Annotated in this window: 18 protein-coding genes and 1 tRNA gene; 15 read left to right on the top strand and 4 right to left on the bottom strand. The window is 70.3% G+C overall.

Annotated features, from left to right (window positions below; all coding sequences use genetic code 11):
* Nucleotides 1–25: 25 nt before the first annotated feature.
* Nucleotides 26–1156: an acyl-CoA dehydrogenase family protein gene (locus QSK39_RS26645; protein WP_285480551.1), complete on the top strand. Its 1131-nt coding sequence runs from the start codon at nt 26–28 to the stop codon at nt 1154–1156.
* The gene (locus QSK39_RS26640) at nt 1153–2583 is read left to right on the top strand and encodes an AMP-binding protein (RefSeq protein ID WP_285480550.1); all 1431 of its coding nucleotides are present in this window, start codon (nt 1153–1155) and stop codon (nt 2581–2583) included. Before QSK39_RS26645 ends, QSK39_RS26640 begins: the two co-directional genes overlap by 4 nt.
* Nucleotides 2584–2656: 73 nt before the next feature.
* Here QSK39_RS26640 and QSK39_RS26635 read toward each other — a convergent pair whose 3' ends face one another.
* Together QSK39_RS26635 and QSK39_RS26630 are read right to left on the bottom strand one after the other, a co-directional pair.
* The gene (locus QSK39_RS26635) at nt 2657–3412 is read right to left on the bottom strand and encodes a class I SAM-dependent methyltransferase (RefSeq protein ID WP_285480549.1); all 756 of its coding nucleotides are present in this window, start codon (nt 3410–3412) and stop codon (nt 2657–2659) included.
* Entirely contained in the window at nt 3397–4995 is a 1599-nt protein-coding gene (locus QSK39_RS26630; RefSeq protein ID WP_285480548.1) for a beta-N-acetylhexosaminidase, read from the bottom strand. The genes QSK39_RS26635 and QSK39_RS26630 overlap by 16 nt, the downstream gene beginning before the upstream one ends.
* A 313-nt stretch (nt 4996–5308) precedes the next feature.
* Here QSK39_RS26630 and QSK39_RS26625 point away from each other — a divergent pair, with 313 nt between their 5' ends.
* On the top strand, nt 5309–5971 hold the full coding sequence (locus QSK39_RS26625; protein ID WP_285480547.1) for a GOLPH3/VPS74 family protein: 663 nt from the start codon (nt 5309–5311) through the stop codon (nt 5969–5971).
* 255 nt (nt 5972–6226) lie between these two features.
* Here the strand turns inward: QSK39_RS26625 and QSK39_RS26620 are convergent, their stop codons facing one another.
* Nucleotides 6227–7288, bottom strand: coding sequence for an LLM class flavin-dependent oxidoreductase (locus QSK39_RS26620; RefSeq protein WP_285480546.1), 1062 nt, complete (start codon nt 7286–7288; stop codon nt 6227–6229).
* A gap of 236 nt (nt 7289–7524) precedes the next feature.
* Between QSK39_RS26620 and QSK39_RS26615 the strand changes: the two genes are divergently transcribed.
* The 9 genes from QSK39_RS26615 to QSK39_RS26575 all read left to right on the top strand — a co-directional run bounded on the left by QSK39_RS26615 (nt 7525) and on the right by QSK39_RS26575 (nt 15695).
* Nucleotides 7525–8490: a hypothetical protein gene (locus QSK39_RS26615; protein ID WP_285480545.1), complete on the top strand. Its 966-nt coding sequence runs from the start codon at nt 7525–7527 to the stop codon at nt 8488–8490.
* Between the two features lie 14 nt (nt 8491–8504).
* Nucleotides 8505–9584: a hypothetical protein gene (locus QSK39_RS26610; protein ID WP_285480544.1), complete on the top strand. Its 1080-nt coding sequence runs from the start codon at nt 8505–8507 to the stop codon at nt 9582–9584.
* Nucleotides 9584–10651 carry an NAD(P)/FAD-dependent oxidoreductase gene (locus tag QSK39_RS26605; RefSeq protein ID WP_285480543.1) on the top strand — a complete coding sequence of 356 codons (1068 nt, stop codon included), beginning with the start codon at nt 9584–9586 and terminating at the stop codon, nt 10649–10651. Before QSK39_RS26610 ends, QSK39_RS26605 begins: the two co-directional genes overlap by 1 nt.
* Nucleotides 10652–10707: 56 nt before the next feature.
* Nucleotides 10708–10786 (top strand) — tRNA-Trp (locus tag QSK39_RS26600).
* Between the two features lie 57 nt (nt 10787–10843).
* Nucleotides 10844–11713: an alpha/beta fold hydrolase gene (locus tag QSK39_RS26595; protein WP_285480542.1), complete on the top strand. Its 870-nt coding sequence runs from the start codon at nt 10844–10846 to the stop codon at nt 11711–11713.
* 20 nt (nt 11714–11733) lie between these two features.
* The gene (locus QSK39_RS26590; protein ID WP_285480541.1) at nt 11734–12600 is read left to right on the top strand and encodes a VOC family protein; all 867 of its coding nucleotides are present in this window, start codon (nt 11734–11736) and stop codon (nt 12598–12600) included.
* Nucleotides 12597–13958, top strand: a complete 1362-nt coding sequence (locus QSK39_RS26585; RefSeq protein WP_285480540.1) for a M20 family metallopeptidase — start codon at nt 12597–12599, stop codon at nt 13956–13958. The genes QSK39_RS26590 and QSK39_RS26585 overlap by 4 nt, the downstream gene beginning before the upstream one ends.
* Nucleotides 13958–15115 carry a Rieske 2Fe-2S domain-containing protein gene (locus tag QSK39_RS26580; protein ID WP_285480539.1) on the top strand — a complete coding sequence of 386 codons (1158 nt, stop codon included), beginning with the start codon at nt 13958–13960 and terminating at the stop codon, nt 15113–15115. Before QSK39_RS26585 ends, QSK39_RS26580 begins: the two co-directional genes overlap by 1 nt.
* Nucleotides 15108–15695 (top strand): UbiX family flavin prenyltransferase, encoded by a 588-nt coding sequence (locus QSK39_RS26575; protein ID WP_285480538.1) that lies wholly within the window; start codon nt 15108–15110, stop codon nt 15693–15695. The genes QSK39_RS26580 and QSK39_RS26575 overlap by 8 nt, the downstream gene beginning before the upstream one ends.
* Nucleotides 15696–15787: 92 nt before the next feature.
* Here QSK39_RS26575 and QSK39_RS26570 read toward each other — a convergent pair whose 3' ends face one another.
* Nucleotides 15788–17215 carry a UbiD family decarboxylase gene (locus tag QSK39_RS26570; RefSeq protein WP_285480537.1) on the bottom strand — a complete coding sequence of 476 codons (1428 nt, stop codon included), beginning with the start codon at nt 17213–17215 and terminating at the stop codon, nt 15788–15790.
* Between the two features lie 190 nt (nt 17216–17405).
* Here QSK39_RS26570 and aceA point away from each other — a divergent pair, with 190 nt between their 5' ends.
* From aceA to QSK39_RS26555, 3 genes are all read left to right on the top strand, one after another.
* Nucleotides 17406–18701, top strand: coding sequence for an isocitrate lyase (gene aceA, locus QSK39_RS26565; RefSeq protein WP_285480536.1), 1296 nt, complete (start codon nt 17406–17408; stop codon nt 18699–18701).
* A 68-nt stretch (nt 18702–18769) separates the two neighbouring features.
* Nucleotides 18770–19417: a hypothetical protein gene (locus tag QSK39_RS26560; RefSeq protein ID WP_285480535.1), complete on the top strand. Its 648-nt coding sequence runs from the start codon at nt 18770–18772 to the stop codon at nt 19415–19417.
* Between the two features lie 61 nt (nt 19418–19478).
* Nucleotides 19479–19751 carry an acyl carrier protein gene (locus tag QSK39_RS26555; protein ID WP_285480534.1) on the top strand — a complete coding sequence of 91 codons (273 nt, stop codon included), beginning with the start codon at nt 19479–19481 and terminating at the stop codon, nt 19749–19751.
* Nucleotides 19752–19779: the final 28 nt, after the last annotated feature.

Here is a 19779-nt window from a genome sequence, read left to right as displayed (position 1 = left end):
CGCGAACCCTGGTGGAGGTGGGCGGATGGAGTTCGGCTGGACCGAAGACCAGCGGCAGCGCTACGACCGGACACTGGCCGACACGCGGGCGGCCTTCCCGGCCGCACCCGAGTACGTGTTCAGCCGCGAGAAATGGGCCCTGCTGGGCAAGTTCGGCGTCCTCGGCGCCAGCGTGCCCGCCGGCCACGGCGGCGGCGGGCTCACCGCCCTCGAGACGGCGCGGGTGTTCGAGGCCGCCGGGCGCGGCTGCCCGGACACCGGCCTCGTCTTCGGCGCGGCCGCGCACCTGTTCGCCTGCACGATGCCCATCGTCGACTTCGCCCCCGAGGCGCTGCGCGACCGGCTCCTGCCCGGCCTCGCCGCCGGCGACCTGATCGCGGGCAACGCGATGACCGAGCCCGAAGCGGGGTCCGACGTCGGCGCGCTGCGGACCACGGCCACCCCGGTCGAGGGCGGGTACGTGCTCGACGGCGTCAAGAGCTTCGTCAGCAACGGTCCCGTCGCCGACGTCCTGGTCACCTACGCGGTCACCGACCCGGCCGCCGGCCACTGGGGCATCACCGCCTTCGTCGTCGACGCCCGCTTGCCGGGAATCGCCTTCGGCGAGCCGTTCGCCAAGCTCGGCATGGAAGGCTGCGTGGCCTCCGAGGTCACCTTCAGCGGCTGTTTCGTGCCCGCGGACGCCGTCCTCGGCGAACCGGGCCAGGGCTCGGCGATCTTCCAGCACTCGATGGGCTGGGAGCGGGCCTGCCTGTTCGCGCTGTACCTGGGCGTGCAGGACCGGCTGATCGAGCGCTGCCTGGAGCACGTGCGCGGCCGCCGCCAGTTCGGCAAGCGGCTCGCGGAGTTCCAGTCGGTGTCCAACCGGATCGTGGAGATGAAGCTGCGGGCCGAAAGCGCCCGCCTGCTGCTGTACCGGGCCTGCTGGGCGCTGGACCAGGGCGAGGACGCGACGCTGTTCGCGGCGCTGTCGAAGCTCGCGGTGTCCGAGGGGACGGTGGCGAGCGCGACCGACGCCGTGCAGCTGTTCGGCAGCCGCGGCTACCTGCGCGAGCAGGGGATCGAAGCCGCGCTGCGGGACGCGATCGGCGGCACGATCTTCTCCGGCGCGTCCGACGTGCAGCGGCAGCTGGTCGCGATGGAACTGGGGATGTGAGCACTGTGGAAACGCTGCACCAGCTGGTTCTCACCGCGAAGGAGCGCACGCCGGACGCCCCGGCCGTGCACTCCGGCGCGGTCACCCTGACCTACCGCGAACTCGACGAGCTGGCCGACCGGCAGGCCGCCGGGCTCCACGCGGCCGGCGTCCGCCGCGGTGACCGGGTGCTGATCTGGGCGGAGAAGAGCGTCGAGGTGGTGGCGCTGATGCAGGCGTCGCTGCGGCTGGGCGCGGTCTACGTGCCGGTAGCGCCGTCGAACCCGGTCTCGCGGGTGCGGCTCATCGCCGAGGGCTGCACGCCCGCGCTGGTCGTCACCGACACGGTGGCCGACTGGGGCGCGAACCCGCCGCCGCTCAGCTCGTTCGCCGCACTGTCCACAAGCGACACTCAGGTGCCCCACGAGCACGTCGGCCCGGACGAACCCGCCTACATCCTCTACACGTCCGGCTCGACGGGCGCCCCGAAGGGCGTCCTGATCAGCCACCGCAACGCCCTCGCGTTCGTCGAGTGGGCCGCGGCAGAAACCGGGCTGCACGCGGGGGACCGGCTGGCCAACCACGCGCCGTTCAACTTCGACCTGTCGGTGTTCGACCTCTACGGCGCGTTCTTCGCCGGGGCGTCGGTGGACCTGGCCGGTTCGGACCTGTCGTACTCGCCCGCCGAGCTGACGGACTTCCTGCACGGCCGCGGGATCAGCGTCTGGTATTCGGTGCCGTCGGCGCTGCTGCTGATGATGCGCCACGGCGGCCTGCTCGACCGGCCGGCGCCGGCGTCGCTGCGGGTCTGCGTGTTCGCCGGGGAGCCGTTCCCGATCGCCGGGGTGCAGACGCTGCGCCGCGCGTGGCCGGACGTGCGGCTGTTCAACTGGTACGGGCCGACCGAGACGAACGTGGTGACCAGCTACGAAGTGACATCGGCCGACCTCGCGCGTATCGGTGGCCTGCCGATCGGGCGGGCGTGTTCGGGGGCGACGCTGACGCTGTCGCCGGACGGCGAGATCGTCGTCGAGGGCCCGACTGTGATGCTCGGTTACTGGGGAGCGCCGCCGCAGCTGGGCGGCTACCACACCGGCGACGTCGGCCGGTACGACGCGGCGGGCGAGCTGGAGTACGCCGGCCGGCGCGACGCGATGGTCAAGCTCCGCGGCCACCGCATCGAGCTGGGTGAGATCGAGACGGCCCTGGCCCGCCATCCGGCGGTGGCCGAGGTGGCGGTGGTCGTCGCGGGTGCGGGCATCGACGCCCGCCTGCGCGCGGTGATCGTCGCGCGCCCGGGCGAGCGCGTGACGCTGCTGGGGATGAAGGCCCACTGCGCGGCCCACCTGCCGAAGTACATGATCGTGGACGACGTGGACCTGGTCGCCGAGCTGCCCCGCACGGCGAACGGCAAGACCGACCGCGCCGCGCTGGCTGCCGCGCACTGACTTTCCCGTCCCCGACCGGGAAACGAGAAGAGGGGCGGTCCCGGGCAACCGGGACCGCCCCCTTTTCGTGCCGTCAGGAGTTGCGGGCGATGACGTAGTGGGTCGGCAGGTTCAGGCCCGACCCGTCGGGCAGGGTCTCGGTCGTGTGCAGCAGCAGCTCGCCGCCGTCCACGACCGTCAAGCCGCCCACCTCGTAGACCGTCTCCAGTTCCGCCTCGCCCGCCGCCGGCTGGAGGCCGATGCCGAAGTAGATCGACACCCGCTCCAGCTTGGGCAGGTCGTTGGCCGGGTCGGCGATCAGCTGCTGCATGTACGTGTAGCTCGCCGGCGTCAGCTCCTGGTTGAACACGCACCCGCGCGCCCCGGCCAGCACGGCCAGGTTGCGCGTGCACGCCACCCGCTTCTCGACCGGCAGCTGGTGGATCACGCCGGACAGGTAGATGTTCACGTCGCCGTACCGCTCGCGGAACGCCGCCACCGCCGCGTCGTCGAGCACGTCGAGCAGCTCGTACGACGCGTTCTCCGCGGCGTTCTCCGCCTGTGCCCGGTTCAACGCGGCTTCCGCGATGTCGACACCGACGACCCGGTCGTAGAGCCCGGCCAGGTACTTCGTCTGGGTCCCGTTGCCGCAGCCCAGGTCGACCAGCGGGAGCGCCGGGTCGAAGTGCGCCTTGAACAGCTCCGCGTGCGCGGCCGCGCCTTCGGCGGGCTCGCAGTCCCAGAAGGCCGCGCCCGTCCGGTCCGGGAGGTCCGTCCAGTAGGCCTCCCAGACCTGCCCGTCCTTGTTCGCCATCGTCGGCTTCTCCCGCCGGGTCAGTTCTTCGGCCACGGGATTTCCGGGGCCGCGTAGTACTTCACGCCGAGAGCCGTCCAGCGCGGGCCCTGCGCGGCCAGCCGCGACGCGAACGACGTCCAGTCGTGGCTCGCCTGGGACGACCAGCCGATCTCCGCGATCGCGGGCAGCCGGGGGAAGGCCAGGTAGCGGACGTCGTCGAGGCTGCGCACGGTGTCCGTCCACAAGGGAGCTTCGACGCCGTCGATGTTCGAGGCCAGCGCGCCGGGCACCACCGCGCTCGGGTCCCAGCTGTACGCGGCCTGGACGCTGATGTCGCCCGCCCACTCGAGGCCGATGTCGGCCGGGACGCCGGGGGCGTACTTCATGTCGAGGTAGGTGTAGACGCACGGCGCCATGATCAGCTTCGCGCCCTTCTGGCTGGCTTCGCCGACCTCGTTCTGGGTGCCGTCGTAGATCCAGAACTCGCCGGTCGCGCCCTTCGGCGGGGTCGCGGTCAGCATCTCGGCCCAGCCCAGCAGCTTCTTGCCGAGCTTGGCCACGATCGGCGCGACCTTCGCCATGAACGCCGTGTACTGCGCGTCGTCGAGGTCCTGGATCTCGTCGCCGCCGACGTCGAGGTAGCCGCCCGGGGTCAGCGCCGCGAGCTGGCCCAGCACGTCACTGATGAACTTGTACGTGATCGGCTTGTCGACACAGAGGTCCGACCGCGGCGCGGGGGTGAGGCCGGTGTAGACCGGCCCGGCGACGCCGTCGCAGTTGAGCTCGGCGTACGACGACAGCGCCGCGCCGAAGTGCGAGGGCATGTCGATCTCCGGCACGACCGTGATGTGCCGGCTCTGCGCGTAGGCGACGATGTCGCGGTACTGGGCCTGGGTGTAGAACCCGCCCGCCCCGCCGCCGGAGCCGGTGCTCGCGCCCTTGGCGGTCAGGTTCGGCCAGCCGGTGATCTGCAGCCGCCAGCCCTGGTCGTCGGTGAGGTGCAGGTGCAGGTTGTTGACCTTGTACAGCGCGATGTCGTCGATGTACTTCTTGACGTCGCCCACCGGCAGGAAGTGCCGCGCCACGTCGAGCATCGCGCCCCGGTAGGGGTAGCGCGGGTAGTCGAGGATGTGGCCGCCGGGCACCGAGAGCGTCCCGCTGAGCGAGGCGGGCAGGAGCTGCCGCAGCGTCTGCACGCCGTTGAACAGGCCGGCGGGCTTCAGGGCCCGGATGGTCACCCCGGACGCCGTGCTGTCGAGCGTGTAGCCCTCGGCGCCGACGCGGGGGTCGGCACCGCCGAGCAGCAGCGAGATCCCGGGCAGCGCCTTCGGGACGCCGGGGAGGGCGGGAGCGGGGACCACCGGGACCCGGAACCGGGTCGCCGGGCGGAGCAGCCCGGCGAGGTAGTCGCCGACCTGCCGGGCGTCGGTGCCGGCGGAGGTGAACACCACCGTCGCCGGGTTGAGCAGGTAGCGGACGGCCGGGTCCGGCGTCACCGACACCGGGGCCGGCACGACCTGCTGGAGGGTGGGTGCGGCCGGAACCGCCTGCGGTGCGGCGCCGGCGGGCACCGCGGGGGCGAGCAGGCCGAGGAGGGAGAGGAACAGCACCCCACGCCTGACACTTCGAGCGGTCATGAGCCGTCCATTGCGGATAGTGGTGTCGAAAGACTGGCCCCTTTCTCTTAACGGCCTGGTGGGGCGCGAGTCCACCCGATCGGACGACGTCTGGGGAGACTGCTAAGCCCCGTTACTCCGCACGCCGGAACAACTAAGGTTGTGAGCCGACAACCTTCCGTCACCGACTGTCAACCTTTGGCCGTTTTTGCCGGGCATGAGTTCCGCCAAGATCGGGTAATACGCCTAGGAACGCGTCCGCCAGGGGGAGAACCCGGCCGGACGCGGGGATCCCGGCTGTACCGACGAACGACTCAGAAACGGGTGACCGAAGATGACCGAGACGCCGACCGCCGTCCACTACCGCGCCTACCTGCTGGCCTACGACCTGGAGAAGGAAGACCTCTACGACCGCACCCGCACGGCGTTCCTGACCCGCGCCGGCGTGCTGACGGAGCTGGCGCTGCGCGGCAACATCGCCGACGAGGACGGGGACGCCGTCCTGGTCAAGTCGGACCCGACCGGCGACCCGGTGCTCGACCGGCTGCTGGCGCAGATCGGCAACGAGAAGCGCAGCTGGAAGTCGTGGCTGCGGCACGACTACAAGGAGACCCTCGACCAGATCGAGGAGCAGCTGGTGGAGCAGAAGCTCCTGACGGTCCAGGAGAAGAAGGTCCTGGGCGTCGTCCCGAAGACCCACGTGACGGTGACCGACCCGGCCCTGGCCAAGGCACTGCAGGAGCACGCGGTCGAGGTACTGCACGGCTCGACCCCGGCCGCCCAGGTCGGCGCGGACGACGCGGCTTTGGTGGCCCTCGCGGCCGCTGGCACGGTGCCGAGCGTTGTGACGCGCAAGGAGAGCAAGGGCGAGTACAAGGACCGCATCGAGGAGCTGACGGACCGGGTGGGTGAGGTGGCTCCGGGGTTGGAGAAGGCTTTGCGCGGCATTCGGTTGACGATGATCGCGGCTCAGGGTGGGCTCGGCTTCAGCGGCTGACCTCTTCTTACGGCGGAAGGGCCCGGTGGCTTCGCGGCTGCCGGGCCCTTTTGCGTTGTCGATGGGGTGGTTTCCCGGGCACCCCGAAGCTTTCATTGTGACTACGGCCGGCGGCCGGCCGTGTTTCGGCTTCGGATCGGGGTGCGGGGGAGTCTGGGTGCTCGTTCGTCCGGGCTGCCGCCGCGCCTTACGGCGGAAGGACCCGGTGGCTGCCCCAGCCGTCGGGTCCTTCCGCTTCTTCACCCCTGGGAGGGGTCATCCGAGGGCGGGCATCACCTTGTCCGCGAACAGGTTCAGCGTGCGGGACATCGTCTCCAGGGACTGGCCGCCGAAGTCGAGGTTCCAGAGGATCACGTCCGGGCCCAGCACGTCGCGGACCTCTTCGATGCGGCCCAGCACCGTGTCCGGTGAGCCGACCACCGCCTTGGCCTCCAGGCCGTCCGTCTCCAGGTCGAAGCTCGCCATCTGGCGGGCCATCGCCGTGTAGCCCTCGTACGCCGGGGATTCCACGTTGTGCCAGGACAGGATCGCTTCCTTGAACGCGTTGAACGATTTCACCATGAACGGCACCGCCAGGTCGCGGGCCTCTTCGTCGGTGTCGGCGATCAGCAGCGGGATGCTCACCGCGAACTTCGGCTTGCGGCCCGAATCGCCGTGTTCCTCCATGAACGCGTTCCGGTACAGCTCGACGTACTCGCGCTTGCGGGCCATCTCGTTGAGCTGGGTAGAGCTGATCAGCAGGTTGAAGCCCTTGCGGCCGGTCCAGTCGAAGCTCGCCGGGGTCGCCAGCGCCGCCACCCACACCGGCGGGCCCGGCTGCTGCACCGGGGCCGGGAGCGAGTTCGCGTTCTCGTACTTGAAAAACGGCGTGTCCTCGGTGACGTCCTTCTCGTTCCACAGCCGCACGACCGCCTCGATGGTCGCCAGGAACCGCTCGCGGCTGGTGTCCATGTCGACGCCGAACGCCTCGAACTCGTACGGCAGGAACGCGCGGGCGAACCCGACGTCCAGGCGGCCGCCGCTCATCACGTCGACCTGTGCGGCGTGCGCGGCGATCTGGATGGGGTGGTGGAACGACGCCTGGATGCCGCCGGTCATCAGGCGGATCGACTGGGTGCGCGCGGCCACCGCCGACAGGAACGCCAGCGGGCTCGGGGAATATCCGCCGTAGGAGCGCAGGTAGTGCTCGGTCATCTTGACGTAGTTCAGGCCGAGCTGATCGGCGAGCACACTGACCTGCAGCACATCCTGGAAGTACTGCGAGGCGGTCGTGGTCTCCGGGTCGCAGTCCGGCAACAGCGAGACGCCATACTCCACGTTCTGATACCTCCGGCGAATAGGGTGACGAGCCTGGATGGGCCGGCTGCCAGCTTTTTCCCACGCACGTCGCCCGCGATAGCCGCCCTACCAGGCCAACCCTGGGGGAACCCTTAAGGAGTCCCGCGCCCGGAGCTGAGGTTTTGCCTAGAGACCCCATGCTAGCCCGGTTCCGCGCCCGAAGGTATCCGTAGCGTCGCGGCAGCCGCTTCGGAATCGTTCGTCAGGAGAATTCGGTGACTCTGGGATATCTGTTCGGCGCGAACATCTCCGATCCCGACCCGGAGCACGGTGCGAAGCTCCACGAGGCCTACCCGGCCATGCGCCGCTCCTACGAGCAGGTGCGCGACTGGACCGGCATCGAACCGCGAGCCCTGCTGCGCGGCGAGTTCGAACCCCGGGGCGACCACGACCGCTTCAGCCTCGCCGGCATCCGGCTGGCCGCCCTCGCGCTCGGCATCCACGACGTGCTCGCCGAGTCCGACATCCACCCCGGCGTCGCCGGCGGCATCAGCCTCGGCGGCCTGATCGCCAGCTCCGTCGCGGGCGCGGTGGACCGGCGCACCCTGTTCGACCTGCTGGTGCGCGAGGCCAAGACGCCGCTGCCCGACCCGGCGCCCCCGGCGCAGGGCGCGGCCATCGCCTTCCTGCCGGTGACCGAGGACCCGACGTTCTACTACGGCGACCGGCGGCCCGGCGTGTACCTCGGCGGCGACTTCGGCGTGCTCTCGAACGGCACCGCCCGGCTGCTCATGCTCAGCGGCACCGCCGAAGCCCTCGGCAAGCTCGTCGCGCAGAGCCCGCCCGGCATGATCAGCGTCATCGACGGCCAGCCGTTCGCCGTGCACTCGCCGCTGCGCCAGTACGCGACCGACTTCATGGCCCCGGCCGTCGCGGCCATGACGGTCGCCGACCCGCGCATCCCGGTGTGCTCGTTCCTCGAGGAACGCGCGCTGACGACCGCCGACGAGGTCCGCGATCTGTTCCAGCGCAACAAGACCACCACGATGAGCCTGCCGCACGTGTGCGCCGGGATGAAGAGCCAGGGCGTCCGGCTCGCCTTCGTCCTCGGCCCGACGCTGCCCGCCGGGGTGCTCGACTTCCCGTTCCCCGTCGTGCGCATCACCGAGCCGCACCACGTCACCGAGGCCATGACCGCGATCTACGACTACGCCGTCGACCTCGTCGCCCCCGGCGTCTGAAGCAAGGAGAAACCGTGAGCACCCGCACGCACGAACGTGCCAGCCTGACCGACCACTGGTTGTCCCTCGACCTCGACGCGTGGACGCGGCACGTGGTGCGACGGCACTTCAACCCGGAGCTCGGCAGCCCGTACTGGCTGAAGCGGGCGACCGAGCTGGCGTTCGACCCGATGGACATCACCCGGTACGACCAGCTCGCCGAGTTCGGCCCGTTCCCGCCCGGCGACCTGCGCGGCATGGACCCCGGCGACCTGGTGCCGCGCACCGTGCCGCGGCCGCTGATCGGCCGCGTCTGGGAGTCCGGCGGCACCACCGGCGACCCGGTGCGCGTGTTCTACACCGAAGACATGATGACCCACCGCGTCGAGTGGCGGCGCTGGTCGTACCTGTTCGACGGCTACCAGGCCGGCCGCACCTGGCTGCAGGCGACGCCGAGCGGGCCGCACCAGATCGGCAACGGCGCGATCGAGCTGTCCGAGCAGCTGGCCGGGCTCGTGTACGGCATCGACATGGACCCGCGGTGGATCAAGCAGCTCATCCGCGCCGGCAAGATGAAGGAGCTGGGCGAGTACACCGAGCACGTGCTCGGCCAGATCGTCGACTGCCTGCGCTCGCAGCACGTCCACTACCTCAACACGACGCCCGCGCTGCTGCAGAAGCTGATCGCCCGGCACCCGGACCTGGTCGCGGCGCTCGACGGCGTCCGCCTCGGCGGCACGCACATGAGCCCGCAGATGTACCAGGACTTCGTCAAGGCGCTCGACGGCGGGCTCGTGCGGTCGGGCTACGGCAACACCTTCGGCAACGCGGTGAGCCTGCACCCCGAGGATGGCGGCGCGATCCTGCCCTACGCGCCGACGTACCCGCAGGTGACGATGTCCGTGGTGGACCCGGAGGACTTCCGGAAGACCGTCGACAAGGGACAGTCGGGCCAGCTGAAGCTGACCGTGCTGCACGAGGACCTGTTCCTGCCCAACCTGATGGAGCGCGACGAGGCGACCCGCTACGACACCAAGGGCGAATGGCCGGTGGACGGCGTGTACAACGTGCGCCCGCTGCAGGTGAGCCAGGCCGCGCCGGAAGGGCTCTACTGATGGCGGCGCCGAAGGTGGTCGTCATCGGCGCCGGGGTCATCGGCGCCTCGGTGGCCTACCACCTCGCCCGGCGCGGTGCCCGCGTGCACTGCGTCGACCGCGCGGACCGGCCCGCCTCGGGCACCACGGAGGTCGGCTTCGCCACCGCGACGGCGTACCGGCGGTTCCCCAAGTCGTACTTCGAGCTGAACCAGGCGGGCATCGCCGAGCACGCGACCCTCGCCGGGGATTCCGCGCCCTGGTGGCACCGCACCGGCACGGTGGCGTGGACCGACGACGAGTCGTTCACCGGCTACCTCGCCCAGCTCGCCGAATGGGGCTGCCCGGTCGAGCGGTACGCGGGGGACGGCACCTCGGTGGTCTTTCCCGAGTCCGGACCGGTCGCGTTCCTGCCCAGCGAAGGCTGGATCGACGCGGTGGCCTTCACCCGCCACCTGCTGGACCAGGCGGTTTCCCTCGGCGCGACGCTGGAGCTGAACGCCGAAGTGACGTCGGTGTCCGGCGGGGTCGGGCTGGCGGACGGTCGCCGGCTCGAGGGCGACGCCGTGGTCAACGCCACCGGCTCGGCCGCGGACGAGATCGGCGCACTGGCCGGCGCGCGGCCGTTCCTCGGCCCGCCGCGGCGCAGCCTGATCGCGCACCTGCTGGTCGACGGCGACCCGTTGCCGTACATCCTGCGCGCCCCCGAGGTCAGCATCCGCCCGGACGGGCCTGGGCGCGTGGTCCTGCGCTCGGACCGCGTCGACCGCGGGCTGCCCCCGCGTTCCGGGACGCCCGACCCGGAGTTCGTGAAAGACCTGCTGGACCGGGCGGCGAAGGTGGTTCCGCTGCTGGGCACGGCGACCGTCCGCACGGCCGAGGTGGTCGACGCGCGGTGTGCGCGGGACGAACTGCCGAGTGTCGGGCCGTTGTCGTCGGTGCCGGGGTACTACGAGGCTGTCGCGAGCGCCGGGGTCACGCTGGCGCCACTGTTCGGCAAGGCGCTCGCCGCCCGGATCGTCGACGGGGAGCCCGACGCGCTGGTCGACGTCTTCACGCCGGACCGGTTCGCCGCGACAGCAAGCTAGGAACTTCCCCAAAAGTTCCGTCGCACAATGATCTCGCACCGGGAAACCGGTCGCGAAGGGGTGTAGCTCTCAATTGGCCAGAGCAGCGGTTTCCAACACCGACGGTTGCAGGTTCGAGTCCTGCCGCCCCTGCCACGAACACAAGTGCCACCGGTTCCGGCCGGTCCCGCCGAACCGTTGGGAGTGCCCGAGGTGACCATCTGGACCGAGCTGCTCGGCAGCCAGACCCACGTCCTCGGCGAAAAGCACCGGACCCGCGTCATCGAGGCCGGGGACGGCGAGGCCCTGGTGCTGCTGCACGGCGTCGGCGGCCACGCCGAGGCCTACGCGCGCAACGTGAACCGGCTCGGCCGGCACTACCGCGCGATGGCGGTGGACCTGCTGTGGCACGGCTTCTCCGGCAAGCCCGAGTTCACCCACGACGCCGTCGGCACCTACGTCGAGCAGGTGCTCGACCTGCTGGACTCCCAGGGCATCGAGCGCGCGCACCTCGAGGGCGAGTCGCTCGGCGGCTGGGTCGCGCTGACGCTGGCGCTGGAGCACCCCGACCGCGTCGGGAAGCTCGTGCTCAACACGACCGCCGGCATCAAGTGGGCGCCGGGCTCGGTGAACGAGCGGCCCGCCGAAGGGCGTGAGGCCCTGCGCGCCCGCTCGCTGGCCGCCATCGAGAACCCGACGCCGGAGACCATCCGCACCCGGCTGGAATGGCTGATGGCCACGCCGGACCGCGTCACCGACGAGCTGGTCGAGGTCCGCCGCCGGATCTACGCCGAGCCGGCCACCAACGCCGCGCTGCGCACGGTGTTCGAGAACTCCTTCGGGTTCGGCTCCGGGCCGAACCGGCGGATCTCCGAGGACCGGCTGGCGACGGTGGGCGTGCCGACGCTGGTGCTGTGGTCGGACCACAACCCCGGCAGCGGGCCCGACGTGGGCCGCAAGATCGCGAAACTCATCCCGGGCGCGGCGTTCCACTGCGTCGCCGACGCCGCGCACTGGCCGCAGTGGGAGCAGCCCGAGGAACACGACCGCGTGGTCCTCGACTTCCTGGGCCGTGCGGAGTGACCAGCAGGAGGACGAATCCCATGCGCATCCGCAGTCTCGCCTACGTCGGGCTGTCCACCACGGAGGTCCCGGCCTGGGAGACGTTCGCCGCGGACGTCCTGGGCCTGCCCGGCCAGTGGGTCGACGACGAGCGCGTGCTGCTGCGCATGGACGAGCGGGCCTACCGCTTCGACGTGCGCCGCGGTGAGCGTGAAGCGCTGTCCTGGCTGGGCTGGGAGGTGGCGAGCGCCGCCGACCTCGCCGCGCTCGAACACGAGCTGGGTGCGGCCGGGGTCGCGGTGACCCGGGCGACCCCCGCCGAGTGCGCCGACCGCCGCGTCGCGGGCATGGCCTGGCTCGAGGACCCGTCCGGGCTGCGCCACGAGCTGTTCTACGGGCAGGAGGCCGACTTCCGGCCGCTGCGCCTCACCCGGCCGCTGGCCGGCTACCGGACCGGCGAGCACGGGATGGGCCACGCCGTCGTCGGCGTCACGAACTACGCCGAAACGCTCGCGTTCCTGGTGGACACGCTCGGCTTCGGCGTCAGCGACACGTTCAAGGGCTTCATCGCCTTCCTGCACTGCAACCCGCGGCACCACTCCATCGCGCTGGTGGAGACCGACGAGCCCGGCCTGCGGCACATCATGCTGGAGACGACGACGCTCGACGACGTCGGCTCGACCATCGACGTCGCCTTCGAACGCCGCATCGTGACCCGCACGCTGGGCCGGCACACCAACGACCGGGCCGTGTCGTTCTACCTCGAAACGCCGTCGGGCTGGGAGATCGAGTACGGCTGGGACGGCCTGGACGTGGACACCGCCGACTGGTCGACGCGGCAGCTGGCCGGGCCGACCAGCCTGTGGGGGCACCACCACGTGGCCGGCACCGAGATCAAGACCTCATGACCCCCGATCCGATCGACCCGGACATCACGGAACTGTCCGGCTGGCAGCGGGAATGGGTCAAGGCCGCGCGGGCCGCGATCGACGAGGAAGAGCTGGCCCTGCTGTGCCAGGCGGCCACCGACATCCCCAGCCCGACCGGGTGCGAGCGCGAGCTGGCCGAGTACTTCCGCGACGTCATGACCTCGGCCGGGATCGACAGCCGCGTCCAGGCGATCGACGAACGCCAGGCCAACCTCGTCACCCGCGTCGGCACCGGCCGCACGGGCGCGCAGCTGCTCGTGCTGGCCCCGCTGGACACCGCGTTCGCGCCGGGGCCGGAGGACGCGCCGTGGCTCGGCGAACGGCCCCGCGACGACTTCACGCTGCCCGCGCAGCGCTACGGCGACAAGATCGTCGGGCTCGGCGCGGAGAACCCCAAGGCGTTCGCCAGCTGCGCGCTGGCCGCCGCGCTCGCCGTGCACCGCTCCGGCGTGCCGCTGGACGGCCAGCTGGTGGTCGCGCTGGTCGGCGGCAGCATGCCGGTGCTGGGCGGGGAGCAGTCCTCGCGGCGCAACTCCGGCATGGGCGTCGGCACCCAGTTCCTGATGGACCACGGCCAGTGCTCCTCCGACCTCGCGATCGTGCTCAAGCCGGGCTACTCGGTGGTGCACGAGGAGGTCGGGTTCGCGATCTTCCGCGTCGTCGTGCGTGGTTCGGTCGGCTACACCGGCAGCCGGCACAAGGGGCACTACAACAACGCGATCCTCGCCGGCGCCCGGCTGATCGGGCGGCTGGAGAGCTGGTTCGCCGAGTACACCGCGCGCAACTCCTCGGGCCAGGTGGCGCCGCAGGGCGCGGTCACCGCGATCCGGGCCGGCGACGGGACCAAGCCGGCGTTCAACCCGGCGACCTGCGAGTTCTGGGTCGACCTGCGGGTCAACCCGCGGACCACGGTCAACGACGTGGCCGGCCAGTTCGAGGCGATCGTCGCCGAACTGCGGGCCTCGGAGCCGGCCGTCCGGATCGAGGTCGAGCTGGTGGCCGGCCAGGCGGGGTCGGCCACGCCGGCCGACAGCCCGGTCGTCACCCGGCTGGTCCGGGCCTGGGAAGAGGTCGAAGGCCGGCCGCACGTGCCGGGCAAGCCGGGCAGCGGGCTGTCCGACGGCGGCGTGCTGCGCCGGCACGGCATCCCGACGGCGCGGATCGGCCTGCCGATGGCCACCGAACCCGGGCCCTTCGAAGGGTTTTCCATGGGGGTCGCGGACCTGCCCGCCATGCGCCGGCTGGTCGACCTGCTGGTCGGTGTCGTGGTGGACGTGACCACCCGGCAGCGCGCCGAGCTGTGCGAGCCGCCCGCGAGCAGCCGAGGAGACAACTGATGACCGACACTGTCGGCGAGGAACAGGTCCGCCCGGCGCGGCGGCAGGCGACGGTCGGCGGCCCCGGCCGCCGGGACTGGTCGACGTGGCCGCGCTACGAGAAGGCGGCGCTCGGCTTCCGCGAGTACTGGTACCCGGTGGCGTGGTCGCGCAAGATCGGCAAGAAGCCGCGCGCGATCCAGGTGCTCGGCGAGAAGATCATGCTGATCCGCGACGGCGGCGAGGTCCGGGCGCTGCACGACCGGTGCCCGCACCGCGGGGTGCCGCTGAGCCACAAGATGTCGTCGCAGGAGTTCCCCGGCACGTGGAGCTGCTGCTACCACGGCTGGACGTTCGACCTGGAGACCGGCGTGCTGGTCGCGGCGATCACCGACGGCCCGGAGTCGCCGATCTGCGGCAAGGTCACCGTGCGCACCTACCCGGTCGAGGAGGCCCGGGGCCTGGTCTGGGTGTGGCTGGGCGACGGCCCGGCCCGCCCGTTCGCCGACGACGTCCCGGAGGAGCTGCTCGACCCGGACGCGGTCGTCGTCGGCCGGATCACCGTGCGCGACGGCAACTGGCGCTTCGGCGCGGAGAACGGCTTCGACGACGGCCATGCGAAATGGCTGCACCGCAACGCGTTGTGGACCAAGCGCGTGAAGATGCCGGTGTGGAGCGAGATGAAGGTGATCCGCGACGGGCCGTGGATCACCCGCCGCAAGGACAAGATGCACTACAGCGCCTCGTTCCCCGGCCTCGGCGACTTCCCGAAGAAGAAGTGGTACCGCCGGCGCGAGGGCAACAAGACCAAGGTGTCGCTGCGGCTGCCGGGCACGCTGCGGGTGAAGTACGCGGAGTGGTCGCACTTCGAGTGGTGGGTCGCCGCGACCGCGGAGAACCACACGTACGTCCAGCTCGCCGTGATGAACCAGGGCAAGTGGCGCAACCGGAAGTTCTGGCTCTACTACTGGACGTGGGCCCGCTGGGTGTTCCACGGCATGTTCAACGACGAGGACCGGCTGATGGTGGAGGTCACCGACGCCCCGCCCGAGCGGCTGTACCGCCCCGACGTCTCGCTGACCGAGTGGCGGCGGATGGTCGAGGAGGAGGCCCGGCGCGGCCCGGTCGAGGAAGTCAAGGAGCGGCAGGCGGAGCGGAGGCGGGCGAAGCATGACTGAGCCTTTCCGGCTGGTGGTCGGGATGTCCGGCTCCAGCGGGGCGATCTACGGGATCCGCCTGCTGGAGATCCTGAAGGGCATGCCCGAGGTCGAGACGCACCTGGTGGTGACGCCGGCGGCGCGGCAGACGATCGCCTTCGAGACGGACTGGAAGCCGGAGGACGTCGCGTCCCTCGCGGATTTCACGTACCGGCCGGGGGACATCGCGGCGCCGATTTCGAGCGGCTCGTTCCCGATCGACGCGATGATCGTGCTGCCGTGTTCCGTCCGCAGTCTCGGGGCCATTGCCTGGTCGCAGAACGACAGTCTGCTGGTTCGGGCGGCCGATGTGACGTTGAAGGAGCGGCGGAAGCTCGTCGTCGCGTTGCGCGAGACGCCGTTGCACCTGGGGCACCTGCGTGCGATGACGCAGGTGACCGAGATGGGCGGGATCCTGGCGCCGCTGATGCCGGCGTTCTACGGACGCCCGAAGTCGCTGGGTGACCTGGTGGACCACCAGGTCGGCCGGCTGTGCGACCTGCTGGGGATCAAGCCGCCGGACGAGCTGGTCGAACGCTGGCACGGACCCGCGACCCACTGAGACCACGAAGAAGGCCCCCTCCGCCGGAGGGGGCCTTTCTCGTGGGTGGTGGAAGATCGCCCCCACCGGCGGTGGACCGGTGAAGGCGACCTTCAGTCCAGATAGGACGCCAGCGCGTCCCCGTCCTCCAGCAGTCCGCGGTGGTCCACCCGCTCCACCACTTCCGGCGGTACCCGGCACGACGGCGGGAACACCGCCGGCGGCACGGGCTTCGTGCAGTCGAAGATCAGTTTTGTCTCCATCGGGCCCTTTTCCTCCCGGTTGTGCCCGTAGGTCACCGGGTTGAGCTGGCCGCCGAGGAAGCCCGGCATGATCGTCAGGTCGCGGTCGGCCTGGAAGCGCGTCGCCAGGCACCACAGCGTCTCGACCTCGTTGAACACGTCGACGTCGTCATCCACTACGAACACGTGTTTCAGCAACGGATCCACCGCCAAGGCAGCGCAGGCGGCGAGCTTCGGCTCACCCTCCACGCGCTTGCTCATCGACAGGTACAGGTGCGAACGCGCCATGCCCGACAGCGGCAGGTGCACGCCGGTCACCGTGGGCACCGCTTCCTTGACCCGGCGGTAGATGCTGCCCATCCGGGGGAGCCCGCCCAGCATGCTGTGCTCGGTGTGCGCGTTGAACACGTCGACGAAGATGGGCTTGCGGCGCATGGTGATCGCGGTGATCTTCACGTACGGCTGCGGGCCGGTGCGGGTGTAGAACCGAGGGTACTCGCCGAACGGGCCTTCTACGGCCGTCGCGTCCGGGTCGGTGTCGATCACGCCCTCGATCACGATCTCCGCGCGCGCCGGCACCTCGAGGTCGACCGTCTTGCAGGGCACCATCTCCAGCGGTTCGCCGAGCAGGCCGCCCACGACGTCGAGCTCGCCGCCGATGCCCTCCAGTTTGGACACCGCGCCCATCAGCAGCGCCGGGTGGTGGCCGATGACCAGCGCCACCTCCATCGGCTTCTTCTGCTCACGCAGCTTGCGCAGCACGTAAGCCGTGTGGTGGGCGGGGTTGACCTGGATGCCCACCTGGTCGCGGCCCTGCTGCTGGTGGCGGAAGATGCCGGCGTTGATCTTGCCGCTGTCGGGATCGCGGCAGATGGTCACCGCCGAGGTGATGTACTTGCCCGCGTCCAGCTCCTGGTGCTTGAGCAGGGGCAGCAGGCCGACGTCGATGTCGTCGCCGGTGAGCACGACTTCCTGGACCGGCGCGGTTTCCACCGTGACCGGCTTGACGCCCGATCCCTCGCGCAGCGCGTATTCGGGCACCATCGAGTGCACGTCCGAGCCGATGCTGCGGGCGAGCCGCTCGTAGGTGCCGTGCAGGTTGATCAGCAGCGGGATCTCGGACCCGCCGACGTTCTCGAACAGCACGGCGGGGAACCCGGGGTAGGCCGGGTCGTCCTCCAGCTTGTCGACGAGGGCGGTGACCTCGAACTCGGGATCGACGTGCTTGCGCACGACCTTCACCTGCTCGGGCGTCGCCGAGTTCAGCTCGGCCAGGAATGTCCGCAGATCCTTCGCCATCAAACGCCTTCCGTTCGCAAGGTGGCTCGCGAACCGAGTATCGGCCCCGGTCACGGACTCGACGGGGCACGACCGGCAAGAACTAGGGGAATGCTTCGTCCTGACTCCCGGGTGGCGCTCGGCAGGGGTTTCGGGGTGCTAAATGGTCTCGTCCCCGAAGCCGCGCGTCGTCGTACGTCAGGAGAACGACATGACCGTCACCGCAGCGCCGCCCCGCGAAGCCGCGGCGGCCGAACTGGCCCGGTCCTGGGCCGAGGACCCCCGGTGGCGCGGAGTCCGCCGGGACTACTCCGCCGAGGACGTCCTGCGGCTGCGCGGCAGCGTGACCGAAGAGCACACGCTCGCCCGGCTGGGCGCGGAGCGGCTCTGGAACCTCCTGCACACCGAAGACTACGTCCACTCGCTGGGCGCGCTGACCGGCAACCAGGCCGTCCAGCAGGTGCGCGCCGGCCTCAAGGCCATCTACCTGTCCGGCTGGCAGGTCGCCGCCGACGCCAACCTCTCCGGCCACACCTACCCGGACCAGAGCCTCTACCCGGCCAACTCCGTCCCGCAGGTCGTGCGCCGCATCAACAACGCGCTGCTGCGCGCCGACCAGATCAGCTGGGCCGAGGACGAGCCGGACGCCCCGCACTGGCTGGCGCCGATCGTCGCGGACGCCGAAGCCGGCTTCGGTGGCGTGCTCAACGCCTTCGAGCTGATGAAGGGCATGATCGCCGGCGGCGCCGCCGGCGTGCACTGGGAAGACCAGCTGGCCGCGGAGAAGAAGTGCGGCCACCTCGGCGGCAAGGTGCTCATCCCGACCTCCCAGCACGTCCGCACGCTGCAGGCCGCGCGCCTGGCCGCCGACGTCTGCGACGTCCCCAGCCTCGTCATCGCCCGCACCGACGCCCAGGCCGCGAACCTCATCACCAGCGACGTCGACGACCGCGACAAGCCGTTCCTGACCGGCGAGCGCACCCCCGAGGGCTACCACCGCGTGCGCGGCGGCATCGAGCCGTGCATCGCCCGCGGCCTCGCCTACGCGCCGTATGCCGACCTGCTGTGGATGGAGACGTCCAAGCCGGACCTCGAGGTCGCGCGCCAGTTCGCCGAGGCGATCAAGGCCGAGTACCCCGACCAGCTGCTGGCCTACAACTGCTCGCCGTCGTTCAACTGGAAGCAGCACCTGGACGACGCGACGATCGCGAAGTTCCAGCGCGAGCTGGGGCACATGGGCTACAAGTTCCAGTTCATCACCCTCGCCGGTTTCCACTCCTTGAACCATTCGATGTTCGACCTGGCGCGTGGTTACGCCGACGAAGGCATGACGGCCTACGTCGAGCTGCAGGAGCGCGAGTTCGCCGCCGAGGCCGCCGGCTACACCGCGACGCGCCACCAACGTGAAGTGGGCACCGGGTACTTCGACCTGGTGAGCACGGTGGTGAACCCGTCGAGCAACACCGTCGCGCTGATGGACTCCACGGAGAAGTCCCAATTCTACTGAGCATTTCCCAAGACAGTTCCGTGTTAGAAAAAAAGCCGACGACACAAAACCCTTCAGGACGGTCGCTCATGCGCATGCCCGAAAACCTCGAAGACATGGTGTACGGAGTCTATGGAACCACTGAAATCGCGGTGAAGCCATGCCCGTTCACGCAGGCCGAGATCGATGAGCTCGAGTCCACCAACGAAATGCTCATCTACGTGCCCCAGGAGATCTCCGAGGCGCAGATGATCGAGACCGGCAAGCTCAACACGAACTTCCGCTGGGAAGTCGAGCAGAACATGATCAAGAGCCCGATGACCGACGAGTCGCACTGGCTCGTCTGCTCGGCCTCGCCGATCCCGGAAATGCTCGGCCAGAGCACGCAGGCCATCTCCCGCGTCTACGACGAAGAGGGCCTCGACGGCATGGACTTCCGCCGGTACCTCGCGTTCGTGCTCACCTACCGCCACCTCACCAACGAGTACCCGGACTTCCGGCAGTGGTGCCTGCTCGTCGGCGGCCACTACGACCGCAGCGGCATCTCGCTGGTCGGCTTCGACAAGCACGGCAACTTCGGCCACCACGGCTGGATGAAGAACTTCAAGGCCAAGATGTCCGGCGGCCGCTACGTCGCCTTCGCCCCGCGCAAGCACATCAACGCCGAGACCGAGCGCCTGGAGCGCCCCCGCCGCGGCGCGCGCAACAAGGCCAACCACGACGCCGGAACCGACTGACCTTTTTCCGAATTCCAGCACAACCCGTGCGTGGAGCTGTGCCGTCACTGGAGGAACAACCATGGCAGACGACGAGCGCGTGGACATCACGCGGAAGCTCGTTGAGTTCGTCGAGAAGCACCTGTTGGACGGCAAGGACGTGGGGGAACTGACCACGACCACGCCGTTGCTGGACTGGGGCCTGCTCAACTCGATCGAAACCACCCGGCTGGTCGCCTACATCCGTGAGGAGTTCTCCGTGCGGGTGCCCCCGACGGAGATGGTGGCCCGTCACTTCAAGGACATCGAAAGCATCGCCGACCTGGTGACTTCGCTGCGCGCGCCGGTCGCCTGACCCCTTTTCGGATCTTGAACGGAGAACC

The sequence above is a fragment of the Amycolatopsis sp. NBRC 101858 genome (genome assembly GCF_030269325.1).
Taxonomy (GTDB): domain Bacteria; phylum Actinomycetota; class Actinomycetes; order Mycobacteriales; family Pseudonocardiaceae; genus Amycolatopsis; species Amycolatopsis ponsaeliensis.
The sequence above is the reverse complement of the archived record's forward strand: the minus strand, read 5'-3'. Positions and strand labels throughout refer to the sequence as shown.